General features: G+C 71.8%; 11 protein-coding genes and 1 pseudogene. 9 read left to right on the top strand and 3 right to left on the bottom strand.

What is annotated here, in order from left to right; genetic code table 11:
• Positions 1-42: 42 nt before the first annotated feature.
• On the bottom strand, positions 43-1,380 hold the full coding sequence (locus tag ACIGXE_RS20150) for a hypothetical protein (protein ID WP_399749183.1): 1,338 nt from the start codon (positions 1,378-1,380) through the stop codon (positions 43-45).
• 239 nt (positions 1,381-1,619) lie between these two features.
• On the opposite strand from ACIGXE_RS20150, the gene ACIGXE_RS20145 reads away from it, so the two are divergent.
• The 4 genes and pseudogenes from ACIGXE_RS20145 (at position 1,620) to ACIGXE_RS20130 (ending at position 7,044) form a co-directional block, all read left to right on the top strand.
• On the top strand, positions 1,620-2,249 hold the full coding sequence (locus ACIGXE_RS20145; protein ID WP_399749181.1) for a response regulator transcription factor: 630 nt from the start codon (positions 1,620-1,622) through the stop codon (positions 2,247-2,249).
• A 144-nt stretch (positions 2,250-2,393) separates the two neighbouring features.
• Positions 2,394-4,439, top strand: a complete 2,046-nt coding sequence (locus tag ACIGXE_RS20140; RefSeq protein ID WP_399749179.1) for a VWA domain-containing protein — start codon at positions 2,394-2,396, stop codon at positions 4,437-4,439.
• 14 nt (positions 4,440-4,453) lie between these two features.
• A pseudogene (locus ACIGXE_RS20135) lies at positions 4,454-5,029 on the top strand (DUF4255 domain-containing protein); the annotation flags it as partial.
• 5 nt (positions 5,030-5,034) lie between these two features.
• Entirely contained in the window at positions 5,035-7,044 is a 2,010-nt protein-coding gene (locus ACIGXE_RS20130) for an ATP-binding protein (protein ID WP_399749178.1), read from the top strand.
• Here the strand turns inward: ACIGXE_RS20130 and ACIGXE_RS20125 are convergent.
• Both ACIGXE_RS20125 and ACIGXE_RS20120 read right to left on the bottom strand, forming a co-directional pair.
• Positions 7,034-7,720 (bottom strand): hypothetical protein, encoded by a 687-nt coding sequence (locus ACIGXE_RS20125; protein WP_399749176.1) that lies wholly within the window; start codon positions 7,718-7,720, stop codon positions 7,034-7,036. The two genes, ACIGXE_RS20130 and ACIGXE_RS20125, sit on opposite strands and share 11 nt — an antisense overlap.
• A 2-nt stretch (positions 7,721-7,722) precedes the next feature.
• Positions 7,723-11,250 carry a hypothetical protein gene (locus ACIGXE_RS20120; RefSeq protein WP_399749175.1) on the bottom strand — a complete coding sequence of 1,176 codons (3,528 nt, stop codon included), beginning with the start codon at positions 11,248-11,250 and terminating at the stop codon, positions 7,723-7,725.
• A gap of 608 nt (positions 11,251-11,858) precedes the next feature.
• On the opposite strand from ACIGXE_RS20120, the gene ACIGXE_RS20115 reads away from it, so the two are divergent.
• From ACIGXE_RS20115 to ACIGXE_RS20095, 5 genes are all read left to right on the top strand, one after another.
• Positions 11,859-13,403: a phage tail sheath family protein gene (locus ACIGXE_RS20115; RefSeq protein ID WP_399749173.1), complete on the top strand. Its 1,545-nt coding sequence runs from the start codon at positions 11,859-11,861 to the stop codon at positions 13,401-13,403.
• A 10-nt stretch (positions 13,404-13,413) separates the two neighbouring features.
• Positions 13,414-13,857, top strand: a complete 444-nt coding sequence (locus tag ACIGXE_RS20110) for a phage tail protein (protein ID WP_399749171.1) — start codon at positions 13,414-13,416, stop codon at positions 13,855-13,857.
• A complete protein-coding gene (locus ACIGXE_RS20105; RefSeq protein WP_399749169.1) occupies positions 13,857-14,345 on the top strand; it encodes a hypothetical protein in 489 nt (162 codons plus the stop codon). Before ACIGXE_RS20110 ends, ACIGXE_RS20105 begins: the two co-directional genes overlap by 1 nt.
• Positions 14,342-14,485 (top strand): DUF6760 family protein, encoded by a 144-nt coding sequence (locus tag ACIGXE_RS20100; RefSeq protein ID WP_365343551.1) that lies wholly within the window; start codon positions 14,342-14,344, stop codon positions 14,483-14,485. The genes ACIGXE_RS20105 and ACIGXE_RS20100 overlap by 4 nt, the downstream gene beginning before the upstream one ends.
• Positions 14,486-14,502: 17 nt before the next feature.
• Positions 14,503-15,852: hypothetical protein (locus ACIGXE_RS20095; protein WP_399749167.1), on the top strand; the 1,350-nt coding region annotated here is incomplete at its 3' end.

Here is a 15,852-nt window from a genome sequence, read left to right as displayed (position 1 = left end):
GGCGGGGCCTGGGCAGTCCTCGGCGGGGCCTTCGCCGTGCCGTCAGGGCTTGTCGGACTGCAGGGTGCCGCCGAGGAAGAGCGATTCGGCGCAGCGGCCGGGGGCGGGGGCGTTGACCGGCCGCCCGACCTTGCGGCAGGTGACGGTCATGGTCACCTTGCCGCCGGCGGGCACCGTGATCGGGGTGACGAAGTGGTAGTCGGAGTCCCGGAAGTTCTCGAGCGCGAGGCTGAGGACGCGGGAGCCCCGGTTGACGGTGACGACCACCGTGCCCGCGTCGCCCTGCGGGTTCTGCACCACGATGTCGGTGAGCCGGAAGGTCTTCCCGGCCGGCACGGTCAGCGCCGTACCGCTGCTGGATCCGTCGCCGACCCCGTCCCTGACCTGCACCTGGGCGCTGGTCGGCACGGCGGGCGGGAGCGGCTTGGCGGGGGGCGCGAGGCTCGCCGTCGCACTGGGGGTGGGGGTCGGGGCGGGGGTCGGCGCACCGTTGCCGGAGCCGCCGGTCCGGCCGCCGGTCTGCCCTCCGTTCTGGCCACCCGTCTGACCGCCGCCCTTGCCGGGCCCGGTGGTCGCGGAGGCGATGACCTCGGGGGTGATGGCCTCGCGGGCGGCGGAGGTCACGGCCGGGCGCAGCAGCCCGTACCAGAGGCCGACGAGGACCAGGGCGAGCACGCAGGCGAAGATCAGGGCGCGCGGCAGCCAGCGCGGCAGGATGGGTTCCTGCTGGTAGGTGCCGTCGAGGACGACCGGCGCCGCGGCCTCCTCGCCCTCGGGGGCGGGCGGCGCGACGACCGCCTGGAAGGTGTGGACGACGGGCGTGCCGCGCCACAGGCGCTTGCCGGGCTTCACGCGCAGCTCGGCGAAGGCGGCGCGGCCGGGTTCGATCCGCAGCTCGGGGCGGGCGAAGGAGATCCGGGCGCGTTCGGTGCCGGACCGGGCGGCGAGGCCGACGGTGAGCGGGGCGTTCCCCCGGTTGTCGACGGCCACCTTGTGGGCGCCGCGGCGGATGCCGTGCGAACCGCGCGGCACGAGTTCGGCGGTGATCTCCGTGAACGGCGCGACGGCCACCCGGCCTTCGGGCACGACCGGTTCCGCGTGGTCGCTGGTCGGGATGACGCGGACGCCGAAGGGCGTCTCGCCGGCGGGTACGGAGGGGTCGCGGGGTGGCCGGAAGGTGACCGAGACGGTTTCCGCGCTGCCGGGGTAGAGCGAGAGGGTCGCCGGTTCCACCGTCGTCCAGGCGGCACAGGCGCCGGCCACCTCGAAGCGGTACTCCTCCACGGTGGAGCCGGAGTTGCGCACCTGAAGAGGGAGGCTCGTGTCTTCGCCCGGTACGGCGGTGACGGACGACGCGTCGAGGCTTGCCGTAAGACTCATGGGCGCACCGTAGGGTTCGGGCCCCTCCACGGCAGCGTCAGAGAAGGAACACTTTCGGGCAGATTCCGTGCCCGAAGCAACGACCCTGTTTTCATGACGGGCAGTCAGGGCATCTCCCCAGCGCCCAAGTACCCACGGGGCTGGGGCTGTTGACGGTCTTACGCTGACGGCCGTGGCGGGCGTGCCCGGTGTGACGTCCATCGGACCACGCGGCGGCCGTACACGGGGGGAGCATGACGATGGAGCGAACCGCTGTCGCGCTGCGCGCGCAGGACCCGATCTCACAGGCGGGGGTGACGAGCCAGTTACGGGCCCGCCCCGAGATCGCGGTGACCGAATGGAACGAGACCGCCGATCCGGCGCCCGAGGTCGTCGTGCTCGTGGTGGACGCCGTGGACGAGGACGTCCTGCGGCTGCTCCGCCACATCCGGCGCACCAGCAGCGCCCGGACCGTCCTCGTGACGACCGACATCGACGAGCAGAAGCTGGTCAGCGCGGCGGAGTGCGGGGTCGCCGGGGTGATCCGGCGCGCGGAGGCCACGCCCGAGCACCTGGTCCACGTCATCGGCACGGTCGCGAAGGGAGCCGGACACCTGCCCTCCGACCTGGTCGGACGCCTCCTGGAGGAGGTCGGCCGGCTCCAGGGCCAGGTACTCGGCCCGCGCGGGCTGCACTTCACCGGCCTCGCGGCCCGCGAGGTGGACGTGCTGAGGCTGGTGGCGGAGGGTTACGACACGGCGGACATCGCCGCGAAGCTCTCGTACTCGGAACGCACGATCAAGAACGTGCTGCACGCGGTCATCACGCGGCTCCAGCTGCGCAACAGGTCGCACGCGGTGGCGTACGCGATGCGGCAGGGACTGATCTGAGCCGCGGGCGCGCGGCGGACGCCCCGGACTGCCCCTAGGGGCATGACTTCCTTCCCCCGTAGGTGACTTGAGGCACGGGGACAGCGACGGCCGGGTACGGCATCCTCGGCCCGTCGAACGACGTGAGGCCGAGGGGGTTGTGCCGTGCGCTGGTTCCAGTCGTCCGGGCGTACGGAGCCGCTGTCGGCGCCCCGCCGATCCGGCCGTCGCGCGTCCGCCCGTGCCGCGCTCGCGCTGCTGCTGATCGCCGCAGGGGTCGTACCGGCGTCGACATCCGCGTCGGCGGTGCCGGTCCCGGTGGAGCCGGTGACGCCGGCGAGCGTGTCGCAGGCGCTGGATCCGGGCGCGTCGACCGGCGTCGACAAGCGGGTCCTCACCCCGGCCGTGCCGCCGCGGCCGGAGGTGGTGCTGCTGGTGGACGGGACGGGGAGCATGCGCGATGTCATCACCGACGTACGCCGGGGTCTGAAGGACATCATCAAGAATGTGCGGGCGGCGCAGTCGGACGCGCGGTTCGCGGTGGCGACCTTCGGTGACCAGCAGGTGGATCCCGGCGCCGGTTTCAGCGTCAAGGCCGAACTCACTCAGGACGACGACCGGCTGCAGCGCGGCGTCAACGCGCTCGGCACCAGCCTCGGCTACGGCAGCATGGGCCCGTCCGAAGACTGGATCAACGGTCTCTGGCAGATCGGAAACGGGGCGGACGGCCAGACCGTCTTCCGGGAGAACTCCAGTCCGGTCGTGGTCGTCGTCAGCGACGCCTCCAGCCATGCCCCCAGCAACGGCCACAGCATCGAGGACACGATCTTCGCCCTGCAGGACAAGAACGCCCGGGTCGTGGGCGTCGAAGTGGACACCAACGTCGGCGACGGGATGGACGGCAACGGCGACGCCGGCGACCCCACGTACAAGGAGAACCCGCCCACCACCCCGGGCCAGGCCACCCGCATCATCGAAGCCACCGGCGGCCGCAAGCTCTCGGGGATCAACCCGGACCGGGTGTCCGAGGCCATCGTTCAGGGCCTGAGCAATCTGCCCACCCGGGTCGGCTACCGCCTGGACGCCTGCGATCCCGGGCTGACAGTGACGCTGGACCCACCCACGCGCGACGTCACGAGCGGCGAGACCGCCGCCTTCGCGGAGACGATCGCCGTCGCCGCGGACGCTCCGCAGGGCGCCACCCTGACCTGCACCGTGCAGTTCCTGCTCGGTACGCGGGCGCCGGACGGCCCGGGGATCGGTCCGGCGGCGGCCGACGACCCGGCGTACCGGCAGCGGATCTCGATCACGGTCAACGACGTGTCCGCGCCGGTCGTGACGGTCGACGACCGGACCGCGCGGGCGGTCGACGACTCCGGAACGCGGATCGAGTACACGGCGACCGCGGAGGACGCCAAGGACGGCCCGCTGACGCCGAGTTGCAGCCCGGCCTCGGGGTCCGTGTTCCCCGTGGGCACCACCACCGTGACCTGCACCGCCACCGACGGGGCCGGCAACACAGGGACGGACACGGCGGTCTTCCGCGTCCTGCCGCCGCCGGTGCCGCCGTCCGCCGACGTGGCGGTGTCGATCTCCCTCTCCCCCGCCCGGTCGTACACGGGCCGGGCGGTCGTCGCCCGCTACACCCTCACCAACGCCGGCCCCGACGTGGCGCAGAACGTCTTCGCCGCCGCGACCTGGCCCGACGCGCCGGGCCGGGCCCTCTCCCGTACCGACCGCTGCACGACCGCCGCGCCCTGCTCCCTCCCGCCCGGCGGCCGGGTGGTGGTGACCCAGACCGCGACGTACGCGGACGCGGTGACCGGCACCGTACGGGTGAACGTACGCGGCTTCCCGACCGACCTGGACCCGTCCGACAACACGGCCACGGCGCCGCTGCGGGTGCTCCAGCCGCGCCTGGAGGTCACGCCGCAGGTGCTGCGGCCGGGCGAGCCGGTGATCGTGCGGGGCCTGGACTTCCCGCCCGGCGAGCCGGTGCGCCTCGTCTGGTCGACGGGCCTGACGGCCGACACCGCCCCGCTGACGGCGGGCCGCGACGGCCGCTTCGAGACGCAGGTGCTCGTCCTGCGCAAGGACCGGCTCGGTCCGCGGCTGCTGCGCGCGGAGGCGGCGCGACTCGAACGCGTGGAGCAGCCGGTGCTGGTGGTCCAGCGGGCACTGCAGCCGCCGGACTTCGCGGGCCGAGGGTAGGGGACGGCGATCCGGTGATCCACGAGGTGGACGACGTGCTGCGGTCGCTCATCCGGGCGGAGGTCCTGGAGGGCGGGCAGGTGGCGGTGGTCTTCGACGCGCCCACGCGCGAGTGGGCGGCGAAGGTGAACGCGCCGATGGTGAATCTGTACCTGTACGACATCCGGGAGGACATGCGGCGCCGTGAGCGCGGGCTGCACAACGAGTACGACGAACGCGGCGTGGTCGTCGCCCGCCGCCGCCCCCCGCGCTACTTCAAGCTCTCCTACCTGATCACGGCCTGGACGAAGCGCCCGGAGGACGAACACCGGCTCCTGTCCTCCCTGTTGGGCTGTCTGCTTCGCTACGAGGCCCTGCCGCCGGCCCGCCTCACGGGCAGCCTCGCGGAGATCGGGGCGGCCGTACCGATGTCGATCGCGCTGCCGCCGCCGGAGGACCGGTCGTTCGCGGACGTGTGGAGCGCGCTGGGCGGCGAGCTGAAGCCGTCGCTCGACCTGGTGGTCAGCGTGCCGGTGACGGCGTCGCCGCGCTATGTCGCGGGACCGCCGGTGAGCGAGGAGGGCCTGGAGGTCCGGTTCGGCGAGGGGCCGGCCACATGACGGCCGAACTCCTGTCCCTGGCACGAGACATGGAGCTGAGGATCCGGCGCGCGGTGGAGGCGCGGCGGGAGGTGGACCCGGATCCGGACGACGCGTTCCGCGGCCTGTACCTGACGGAGGAGGCGGTGGAGCGGCTGCTGGAGGGCCGGGTCGCCTTTCCGCGCCCGCTCCCGTTGGACCAGGCGCCCGGTTCCAGCCGACTCGGCTCCCTGCGGCGGGACTTCGACCTGACCCCGCTGGATGTGGAGATCCTTCTGGTGGCGTTGCTGCCGGATCTGGACGACCGCTTCGAGGCGTTCTACGGCTATCTCAACGACGACGTGACCCGGCGGAGGCCGTCGATCGGGCTCGCGCTCGGCCTGTGCGGGCGGTCGCACGCGGACCGGGAGGCGAGGGCGCGGCTCGGGGAGCGGGCGTCGTTGCGGGAGGGCGGGCTGCTGCTGGTCGAGGACCGGGACCGCCCCTTCCTGGGGCGCTCGCTGCGGGTGCCGGACCGGGTGACGGCGTACCTGCTCGGCGACGACACGCCGGATCCGCGGTTGGTGGACGTACGGGCGCCGTGGGAGGGGACGGGGATCCGGGGGGTGGGCGACCCGGCTGCCCTGGCCCGCTTCCTGTCGGAGGGCCCGAGCCTGATGTATCTCCAGGAGGACCAGGGGGGCGCGGGTACGGCCCTGGCGGCGTCGGCGCTGGAGGCGGCGGGGCGGGCGGTCCTGGGCGTCGACCTGGCGCGGCTGGCGGAGGACCCGGCGCCGGCGGAGGCGGTGCGTTGCCTGCTGCGGGAGGCGCGACTGACGGGCGCCGGGCTGGTGTGCGCGCCGGTGGACGCGGTGGCGCGGGAACGGGCGTCGCTGCTGCGGGCGGTCGCGGACCTGCCGGTGCCGGTGGCGCTGGTGGGCCGGGTGCCGTGGGACGCGGCGTGGTCGGCGGCCCCGCCGCTGCTGGTGCGGGCGCCGAGGGTGGAGCCGGAGGCGCGGGCGGAGCTGTGGCGCAGAAGCGCGGCAGAGCGGGTGGACCACCTGGATGTGTCCGGCCTCCTGTCCCCCTTCCTCCTCACGCCGGAGCAAATCGTGCGGGCGGCGCGGGCGGCGGTGCAGAAGGCGCGGCTGGAGTCGAGGCCGGTCGATGCGGACCACGTACGGCAGGGGGCCCGCGCGCAGAACGCGGCGGGCCTGGACCGCCTGGCGCGCCGCATAGAGCCGACGGTCGGCTGGTCCGACCTGGTCCTGCCGCCGGACACGGAGGCCCAACTCCGCGAGCTGACGGCCCGGGCCCGCCACCGCGACCACGTCCTCGGCACGTGGTCGATGCGGCCGGGCGGCGGCCGGGGCCGAGGGGTCGCCGCGTTGTTCGCCGGCGACTCGGGAACGGGCAAGACGATGTCGGCGGAGGTGATCGCGGCGGACCTGGGGCTGGACCTGTACACGGTGGACCTGGCGACGGTCATCGACAAGTACGTCGGCGAGACGGAGAAGAACCTCGAACGCATCTTCACGGAAGCGGCAGGCGTGAACGGCGTCCTCCTCTTCGACGAGGCGGACGCGGTGTTCGGCAAGCGCTCGGACGTGAAGGACGCGCACGACCGCTACGCGAACGTGGAGTCGGCGTACCTCCTCCAACGCATGGAGTCCTTCGACGGCCTCGCGATCCTCGCCACCAACCTCCGCGCGAACCTGGACGACGCCTTCACCCGCCGCCTGGACCTGATCATCGACTTCCCGGTCCCGGACACGCCCCAGCGCCTCCTCCTCTGGGACCGCACCCTCGGCCCCCACCTCCCCCGCGCGACGGATCTGGACCTGGACTTCTGCGCGGAGGCCTTCGAGCTGTCAGGCGGCAACATCCGCTCGATCGCGGTGACGGCGGCGTATCTGGCGGCGGAGGCGGGGGGGCCGTTGACGATGCCGATGCTGATTCATGCGGTGCAGCGGGAGTACCAGAAGCTGGGGCGGCTGACGTTGGCTTCGGAGTTCGGGGCGTATGCGGGGTTGCTGGTCACCGGTTGAGCCGCTGCGCCAGCCTCGACTCCAGAGGTTCGTAAGCGGCATCGGGAAACAGTGCCGACAGAAGGTCGATACTCTTCCTCGCCGTCACGGCAATGGCCGCGAACTCCCGCGCCCTGAAGGAGACGTCGGCGAACAGGTACTGCCATCCGTAGAATCCGCGCGTCACGAGAACCTGATCGAGGTAGGTGCAGTAGTCAATGTCGAGCGGAAAGATGCCTCGATTCATATCGTAATACCAGATTTCCGAGGAAGTACCTTCCGTCGCGACCCGAAGGGCGGAGAAGGTACCGGTTCCACCGTGCGGGTGGTAGTCGATGACGCGTAGCTGCGCATAGAGCTCCGCCTCTTCTGGATTCGTGGCCGCGATCGATTCGGACGGCCCTCCCAGCAGGGCCTTGGTCAACCTCGGGAGATAAAACTCTCCGGCAATGTCGCCGTACGGACCATCCCCTCGCCAGTAGAGTCCCAGATCCGAGTACCGTAGAAAGCACCTCTGCAGCTCCGGGTCGAGGCGGATCCCCTTTCTCCGCTCGATCCTGGCGAAGGCATCGGCTGCATTTTCGACTGCTGCGCTGATCGCCCCCCGCTCCTCTGCGAGCACACGCAACCGCGCGCAGCCTTTCACCTCGGCGATGGCCAGCAGGTGCTTCTGCTCGTACGTGGTCGGAACGTCCACGGTCATCCTCTCGGATCAAAATCGATCTTTCCTTGCGCCGCGATCACATCGTCCTGCTTCTGGTCGAAGTTCACGATGGGACGGCCTGTCGTCCGGCTGTTCTTATACGCGGTGAGGCGCGCATCGAGATCGTCGATGTCGACGAAATCGCCGCCACTCCGCCGAATTCGCAATATCAGCTCGGCGAATCCTCTGTCGACCGACCCGCCGACGACATTGACGATCGTCCCTGCACCCACACCCCGCTCATTGATCTGAAGCTTCGTATGTTCGTCCGCTGCCGGGGGTTTGGGGTGCGCGTCCAGAATCTGCTGCTTCGATACGTCCGGATCCTTCTCCTTCCAGTGACCTCCGCGCGCCTCATACCCTGCCCATTCCGACTTGATATAACTCGGGAATCCGGGGAGTCCGGGGTGGTCGAACTTCACCGTGACGCGATACCAGATGATCCGTTCGGTCGCGGCGTCTAGTGCCTGCCGCGCGGGCTTCTCAACACCCGAGGAGAAGGTGGGGTTATTGAGGAGGCTTCGCGCCGGAACGAGGTTCGAGTCTTTGGCGTCACCGCCCAGGTCGTACGGCAGCAGGTGCATCTTGACCCAGGCCGTCCGGTTCTCCGGACGGCCATTCAGGTTCATCGGATTGACTCCGTCGAACCATCCCCAAAGGGATGCCCCGTCGTAGCTTCCCGCCTCACTTCCATGCGGAATGTCCTTGTCGATGTAATGCGCGGTGAAGTTCTGGGCTCGGATCCCGGAAACGAAGGGCGGGAGTACCGGAGGCGGAATCGGAAGGTCAGATCGTTGACGAAGGTACCCGGCGAGTCGCGACAGCCCAGCGAGGAGCTCCTCGTAATTCTGCTGCCTTCCCTGCGAGTGCAGCGGTTGTGCGTGGAACGCCGTGTGCAGGTTGCGCACAGCGTCTCGCTCACGACGCGCCCCGCTGAGCGCCTCCCCCTCACTCCTATCTGCGGCCGAGCCCGGCCCCGCTGATTCGGCCTCCCATCGTTCGAGGAAGGTCTCCAGCTTCTCCGGATGGCTGTGCACCACGAGCTCCGCCTTCGGCGAGGTCCCGTCGAAGAGGACGTGGTGACGCTCGCCTCCCCGCATGTCGAAGCTCTTCTTGGGGGCAGGGAAGCGCTGCTCCTTCAGACTTCGACTGTCTCCGCCCTTCGGCCTTTCACCGGGCTTCGGGCGCAGCTTCTGCCAGAGAGCCTTGCCCTTCCGCACGATGAAGTCGACCACCTTGTCGATCGCCCGGTTCACCGGGCGTGACACCGCCTGGAAGACCGACTTCACCTTGTTCGCCAGGTTGCCGATGCCCAGCAAGGACGCCAGGAAGCCGATGAGGAGGGGGACGCTCGCGGCCAGGGCGCCCTCGACCATTTTCGGGACGCCGGCTGCGCCACCGTTGGCTATTTCTATGACCGCGTCCAGGACGGAGTTGACGAAGGCCGCGATCTGGGCGCCCTGGTTCACCACGAAGGTGACGATGTCGATGATGCCCTTGACCGCGCGGACGAAGGCCGAGGCGGGGTTGAGGAGGGAGACGATCCAGGTGATGCCCGCGATGATGACCGTGGGGATCAGGTATTCGGTGAGCTTGGAGAGGATGGTCGACTTCAGGTCGCCGGCTTCCGCCTCGATTTCTTTCATCGCGCCGGCCGGGCCCTCCCTCGCCAGGGACTGGGCCACCGGGACCGAGGACTCGACGGCCGACATGGCCTCGTCGGGGACGCCCTTGCGGGTGATGCGGGCGCGGATGTTGTCCCAGGTCAGGCCCAGGAGGGAGGCGATCAGGGTGATGATGCCGCGCAGGTCGAAGCGTTGCGGGAGGTCCAGGCCCGCCTTGACGGCCGTGCCCAGGAGCCAGGAGACCAGGCCCTTTTTGAGGTGGTCGGCGATGTTCGCGACGAAGAGGTTCAGGCCTGCGCCTACCGCCTTCACCAGGTTTCCCAGGAAGCCGATCGGGTCCTTGATGATCTTCATGATGGCCGAGGCGGCCTTCGCCAGGATGCCCAGGAGGAGGTTCTTCAGTTCGTTGATCGTTTTGATGACGCCTACGATCGCGTCCTTCGCCTTGTCGATCAGACCCTTGTTGGCCTCCTGGAGCTTCTTGATCTCCTCGTCCACGGCGTTCAGTGCCGCCGTGTACTTCTGCGCCAGGTCCTGGACCAGCTGCTCCGATTTCTCGTTGACGCTCGCTTCCAGGTCCTCGAACTTTCCCGCGAAGTCCTTTGCCGCCTCCTCGCCGAACTGCCGCAAGTCCGCGGGGAGTTTGTCCACCTCCGCCTTCAGGTCCGCCCTGCCCTGGGCGATTCTCGTCTTCGCCCGGCCCAGTTCCGTGCCTATCAGGTCCGCCACGGAGGAGATCACCGTGCGCATCCGCGCCACGTACAGCTTCCGCGACTCCTGGTAAAGGTCGTTCGCCTCCTGCGGCATGCCCGCGAACTTGTCCTTCACCCACCGCGCCTTGCCGAAGAAGCCCCCGTAGCGCTTGTCCTTGTACTTCTTCATGCGGGCCTTGTGGTCCGCGGTGAAGGCGTCCCGAGCGGACTTCTCACCGGTCGTGAAGGCCGTGTCCACCTTCTTGTCGAGGCCCTCCAGCGTCGCCTCGACGTCCTTCTTCGTCGCGTCGAAGACCTTCTGCAGCTTCGCCGTGACCTCGGCCCGCTTCCGCTCGTCCTTCGACTTCGTCTCGCCCTTGCCGCCGTCGACCGCCTTGCCGGCAGCCGCACGGGTGGCGGTGAGGGCGTTCATCGCCTGCGCGCCCGCGGCCGCCGCACCCGCCTTCGCCGTCGCCAGCTGCTGGTCCTCGGCTGTATGCGCCTTTCCCGGGGCCTTCGCCGAGTCCGTCTCCGCCGTCTTCTTCGCTTTCAGGGCCTCGTTGAACTCCGGCTCGTTGCCCTTGGCCAGCTGCTCCTCCGTGACCTCGGCGTCCGCCAGAGCCTTGTCGTTCGCCTCCGGGCCCTCGGAGAAGTCCGTCACCGCCGCCGGCTGCTTCGCCGGGACCGCGTCGGAGGCGGAGGGAGCGCCCGGGTTGGCGGGCGGGCGGTCGGGGGTGAGCGGGGTGACCGGCTTGTCCTTCGCCGCCGACGTGTCCGGCGGCGCCTTCGTCGTCGTCTCGATGTCCTTGGCCGAGGTGTTCCTGCCGTCGGTGACCTTCCCGTCGACCTCGTCCTTCACCTTGTCGGCCTTGCCCGACTTCGAGAACTTGTCCGCCTCGTCGAGGTTCTTCGGCGCCTGCGCCTCGATCGCCTTGTCGACCGCCGCGATGAACGCGGCCTTGTCGAACTCACCCGGCTTCGCCGCGTTCATCTTCTCCGCGTTCGCCGCCTTGCCCTGCGCCTCCTTGTCGTCCGGCGGCGCCACCGCCGCGTCCTGCGCGGACTTCGACTCCGCTGTGGCGGGGGCGTGGGCGGCCAGCGTGCGCTTCTTCGCCGCCACGTCCGCGCCGACACGGCGGAAGCCCGGGGCCGCCGACGGCGGTGTCTTCACAGGGGCCGTGTAGCGCTGCGCGACGAGGCGGGCCACCGCCGCGTTGCCCGCCGCGCCCTGCAGGCGCTGCACGCTGTGCGGGGACAGGCCGGCGGTGGGACCCGTGGGGGCCGTGGGACCCATGGGAGACGGGGACGGTGCGGGCGTCCGCCCGGGCGGCTTCTTCTCCGGGACCTCCTTCATCCGTCCCCTCCCGGTAGCCGTAGCCCGCGACCGTGGCCGCGCCGTGCCCGTGGCCGCGCCGTCGCCGTAGCCGTGGCGGCGCCGTCGCCGCGGCCCCGCCGTCGCCGTGGGCCGCGCCGTCGCCGTGGGCCCCGCCGTCGCCGTGGGCCCCGCCGTCGCCGTGGGCCCCGCCGTCGCCGTGGGCCCCGCCGTCGCCGTGGGCCCCGCCGTCGCCGTGGGCCGCGCCGTCGCCGTGGGCCGCGCCGTTGCCGTCCGGCCAGGCTGCCCGCCGGCCCGCCCTCGTACGGAGGGCGCCGGGGGTCCCGTACGACCCCGACTCCGGTGCCCCATCGGGCAGTTCGCGGTGCCCAGGAGGGCGGCCGATCATCCGTTCCCGGTGGTCGGCGGCCTCGCGAGAATGGCCCGGTTCAACGGGAGCGGTTCCCCGGTCGAGGAGTGACGTCGAGGAGAGAGAGCACCGAATGCCGTCGTATCTGTCCCCCGGCGTGTACGTCGAAGAGGTCGAGTCCGGCTCCCGGCCGATCGAAGGAGTGGGCACCTCGGTCGCCGCCTTCGTCGGCTTCGCCGAGAAGGGCCCGTTCGACGAGCCGACCCTGATCACGAACTGGAGCCAGTTCGTGAGCCGCTTCGGCGACTTCGTCGAGGGGACGTACCTCGCCGCCTCCGTCTACGGCTTCTTCGCCAACGGGGGCGGGGTCTGCTACGTCGTACGGATCGACGACGGGGCCACCCCGGCCGAAAGCGGCGAGAGCGGCGGGAAGGCCGCCGCGCCCACCGCCATCGGCGCGTACTCCGTCGTCGCCCGCCCCGGTGTCACCGGCACCCTCACGGTCGAGGTCGCCGACGTCGAGGGCGACGATCCGCCCTCCGACGCCTTCCGGCTGATCGTGAGGCGGGACGGCAAGGTGGCCGAGGAGTACCCCTCCGTCACCACCAAGCGCAGCAAGGAGAACGTCGCCACCCGCGTCAACACCGCCTCCGCCCTCATCGAGATCACGGAGACCGGCACCGGCGCCGCGCCCGCCCGCCCCGAGCCGCAGACCGCCACGCTGGCCCCCGCGCCGCCGGCCGCGTCGCCGGCGCCCGGGACGGCCGCCCTCAGCCCCGAGGTGTACGTCGGCGACGCCGACCGCCGCTCCGGGCTCGGCGGCCTGGAGGCCGTGGAGGACATCACGACCGTGGCCGTGCCCGACCTGATGAGCGCGTACGAGCGCGGGCTCCTCGACCTCGACGGCGTGATCGCCGTCCAGCAGGCGGTCATCACGCACTGCGAGCTGATGGGCGACCGGGTCGCCGTGCTCGATCCGCCGCCCGGGCTCAGTCCGCAGGAGGTCCGGGACTGGCGTGCGGAGCGGGCGGGCTACGACTCCAAGTACGCGACGCTCTACTACCCGTGGATCGGTGTCGCCGACCCGTCCTCGGGCCGGATCTCCCTCGTCCCGCCGAGCGGCCACGTCGCCGGCATCTGGGCCCGCAACGACGACCAGCGCGGGGTGCACAAGGCCCCCGCCAACGAGGTCGTCCGCGGCGCCGTCGCGCTGCAGACCCAGCTGACCAAGGGCGAGCACGACCGGCTCAACCCGATCGGGGTCAACTGCATCCGTGCCTTCCCCGGCCGCGGCATCCGGGTGTGGGGCGCCCGCACCCTCGCCTCCGACCCGGCCTGGCGCTACCTCAACGTCCGGCGCCTCTTCAACTACCTGGAGGAGTCGATCCTCGCCGGCACCCAGTGGGTGGTCTTCGAGCCGAACGACGACGCGCTCTGGGCGCGGATCCGCCGTACGGTCGCCGCCTTCCTGGTCAACGAGTGGCGCCGGGGCGCCCTGTTCGGCCTCACCCCCGACGAGGCCTTCTACGTGAAGTGCGACCGCGAGACGAATCCTCCGGAGAGCGTCGACGCGGGCCACGTGGTCTGCGAGATCGGCGTCGCGCCGGTCCGCCCGGCCGAGTTCGTGGTCTTCCGCCTGTCCCAGCTGACCAGCGGCACCGGTGCCGTCGACGAGTGAGGAGTAGCTCGTGCCCCTGCCCGATCTCGACAGTTCCGTCGGACACTCCTTCGGCCTGGAGTTCGACAGCGTCATCATCAAGCAGATCACCGAGGTCAGCGGTCTGAAGATGGAACAGGACGTCATCGAACTCAAGCAGAACACCGCGGACGGCAAGTACGCCATCAAGAAGCTGCCCGGCCGTCCCAAGGCCGGCGAGGTCACGGTCAGCCGCGGTCTCACCGAGGACAACAGCTTCGAGCGGTGGATCAAGGACTCGCGGTTCGGCCGCATGGTCAACGCGCGCCGCAACGGCGCCATCATCGTCTACGACTACGAGGGCCTGCCGATCAAGCGCTACAAGCTGATCAACGCCTGGCCCAAGTCGCTGGAGATCGGCACCCTCAAGGCCGGTGACACCTCCGTCCTCACGGAGAAACTGGTGATCACCTACGAGAGCATGGAAGTCGACTGATGCGGCGCACGGCGGCGGCCGCGCCGCCGCACTCCGACCGCTCCGGCCACTCCGACCGCTCCGGCCACTCCGACCGCTCCCACCACTCCGACCGCTCCGGCGACGGGGGCGGGGGCGGGCTGCGGACCGAGTTCCCGTTCCGGCTGCCGCGCGGGTACGTCGACGAGCAGGGCACCGTCCACCGCGACGGGGTGATGCGCCTGGCGACCGCCCGCGACGAGCTGGTGCCGCTGCGGGACGACCGGGTGCGGGAGAACTCCGCGTACCTGTCGGTGGTCCTGATCTCCCGCGTCGTCACGCGCATCGGCACCGTCGACGACATCCACCCCGGGGTCGTCGAGGACCTGTTCGCCTCGGACCTCGCCTTCCTCCAGGACTTCTACCGGCGCATCAACGCCGAGGGCCACACCCGGGCCGCCGTCACCTGTCCGTCCTGCCAGGAGGAGTTCGCGGTGGACCTCGCCGGTGGCCGCCTGGGGGAATCGTGACGTACGCGGCCGACCAGCTGTACGAGGAGGTCGCGTACCTCGCCTACCACTTCCACTGGCCACTGGATCAGCTCCTCGACCTGGAGCACGCGGAACGTCAGAGGTTCGTCGCCCACGTGGCCCGCCTCGACGGAGGATGACGGGGAGGGACGGGAAGATGGGACTGCTGTCCTGGCTGCGCGGCGGAAGGGGCGCCGTGCCCGCCGCGGGGGCCGCTGCGCCCGCGAGCCGCGGGGCGGACCCGGGCGGCCCCGACCGGTCCGACCGGCTCGGCGGGACCGACGGGGCCGACCGGTCCGACCGGTTCGACCTCGCCGAACTCCCGCCCCTCCAGCGCACCTTGAGCGCTCCGTCTCTCGTCACCGACCCGTCCGCCTTCGAGCGCGGGCTGCCCACCCGCCGCCCGACCGCCCTCACCTCGCCCCTGGGCCACCTCGTCAGCGCGGAGGCGCCGAGCGGCCTCGTCGGCGGAGTCACCGCCCCGGCGGCGGCCGCCGTCCAGCGGTCGGTGACCGAGTTCCCGGTGCGGATGCCGGCGGTGCCACTACTCGGGGACACGCCGACGGCTGCCGCGCCTCCGGCCGGGCCGGCGGGGCTGCCCGACGCGGCGCTGCCCGACGTGGGCCCGCCCGTCGCGTCGGCGCCCGCCCCCGCCGCCGAACACCCGGGAGTCGAAAGCCCCTCGGTCGAGCACCCCAAGGTCGGGCGCCCGGAAGTCGGGCGCTCCGGCGGCGAGCCCGCCGTGCAGCGGGCCGCCGAGGTCCCCTCCGTACGCGCCCAGGAGCCCACCCCGCCGCCCTCGGCGGCCTCCGCCTCGGCCCCGACCGACCCGGCCACCCCGCCCACCGTGGCCCACGCCGAACCGGACTCCTCCGTACGTCCGTTGGTCGGCGAGCAGCCCCTGCTCGGCGTCCCGGAGCCGCCGTCCGAGCCGGCCGTGCCCCCGGCCGCGCCGCCGGCCGTCCAGCGGGCCCTCCCGTCGGCCGCGCCCCCGCGCCGTACGCCCGGCCTCGGGGCGCCGCTGCCGGGGCTTCCGCCGACGGCGCAGCGCGAGGCCCCGGGGTCCGTCGCCCCTCCCGTACGAGAGGAGCCCGCGCTGCCCGGGCACGACGAGGTCTCCCCGGTCGCGCCACCGCCCGCGGCACCCCAGCCGGCACCCGAGCCCGAGCCCGAGCCCGCGCCGGAGCCGGTCGCCCCGCTGATCGGCGACCGCCCGCTGGAACTGCGTACCGTGACCGCCGAGCCGGCAGCCGGGAGCGAGGCCGGCCCGGCCGCCGCGTCCGCCTCCGTCTCCCCGTCCGCGTCCGCCTCCGCCGCCGTACAGCGGAGCCTGCCGGGAGCCGCGCCGGCGCGTCCGCCGGCCGTGCCCGCCGTGCCTTCCGCGCCCGTCACGCGCGCCGTTCCGGTCCGCTGGCAGACTCCCGTCGCTCAGCGGCCCGCAACGGCCGCACCCGCCCCCCCCCCCGGCCCCCGCCCGCGGACGCCCTCGGGGCCCACCGCCGCCCCC

Origin of the sequence: Streptomyces sp. NPDC053431 (genome assembly GCF_044544925.1) — a bacterium.
GTDB lineage: Bacteria > Actinomycetota > Actinomycetes > Streptomycetales > Streptomycetaceae > Streptomyces.
The sequence above is the reverse complement of the archived record's forward strand: the minus strand, read 5'-3'. Positions and strand labels throughout refer to the sequence as shown.

What these genes read in the sequence shown, in the direction of transcription:
- ACIGXE_RS20150 (WP_399749183.1), bottom strand. Translation starts at nt 1,380, where the DNA reads ATGAGTCTTACGGCAAGCCTCGACGCGTCGTCCGTCACCGCCGTACCG.
- ACIGXE_RS20145 (WP_399749181.1), top strand. Translation starts at nt 1,620, where the DNA reads ATGGAGCGAACCGCTGTCGCGCTGCGCGCGCAGGACCCGATCTCACAG.
- ACIGXE_RS20130 (WP_399749178.1), top strand. Translation starts at nt 5,035, where the DNA reads ATGACGGCCGAACTCCTGTCCCTGGCACGAGACATGGAGCTGAGGATC.
- ACIGXE_RS20115 (WP_399749173.1), top strand. Translation starts at nt 11,859, where the DNA reads ATGCCGTCGTATCTGTCCCCCGGCGTGTACGTCGAAGAGGTCGAGTCC.
- ACIGXE_RS20105 (WP_399749169.1), top strand. Translation starts at nt 13,857, where the DNA reads ATGCGGCGCACGGCGGCGGCCGCGCCGCCGCACTCCGACCGCTCCGGC.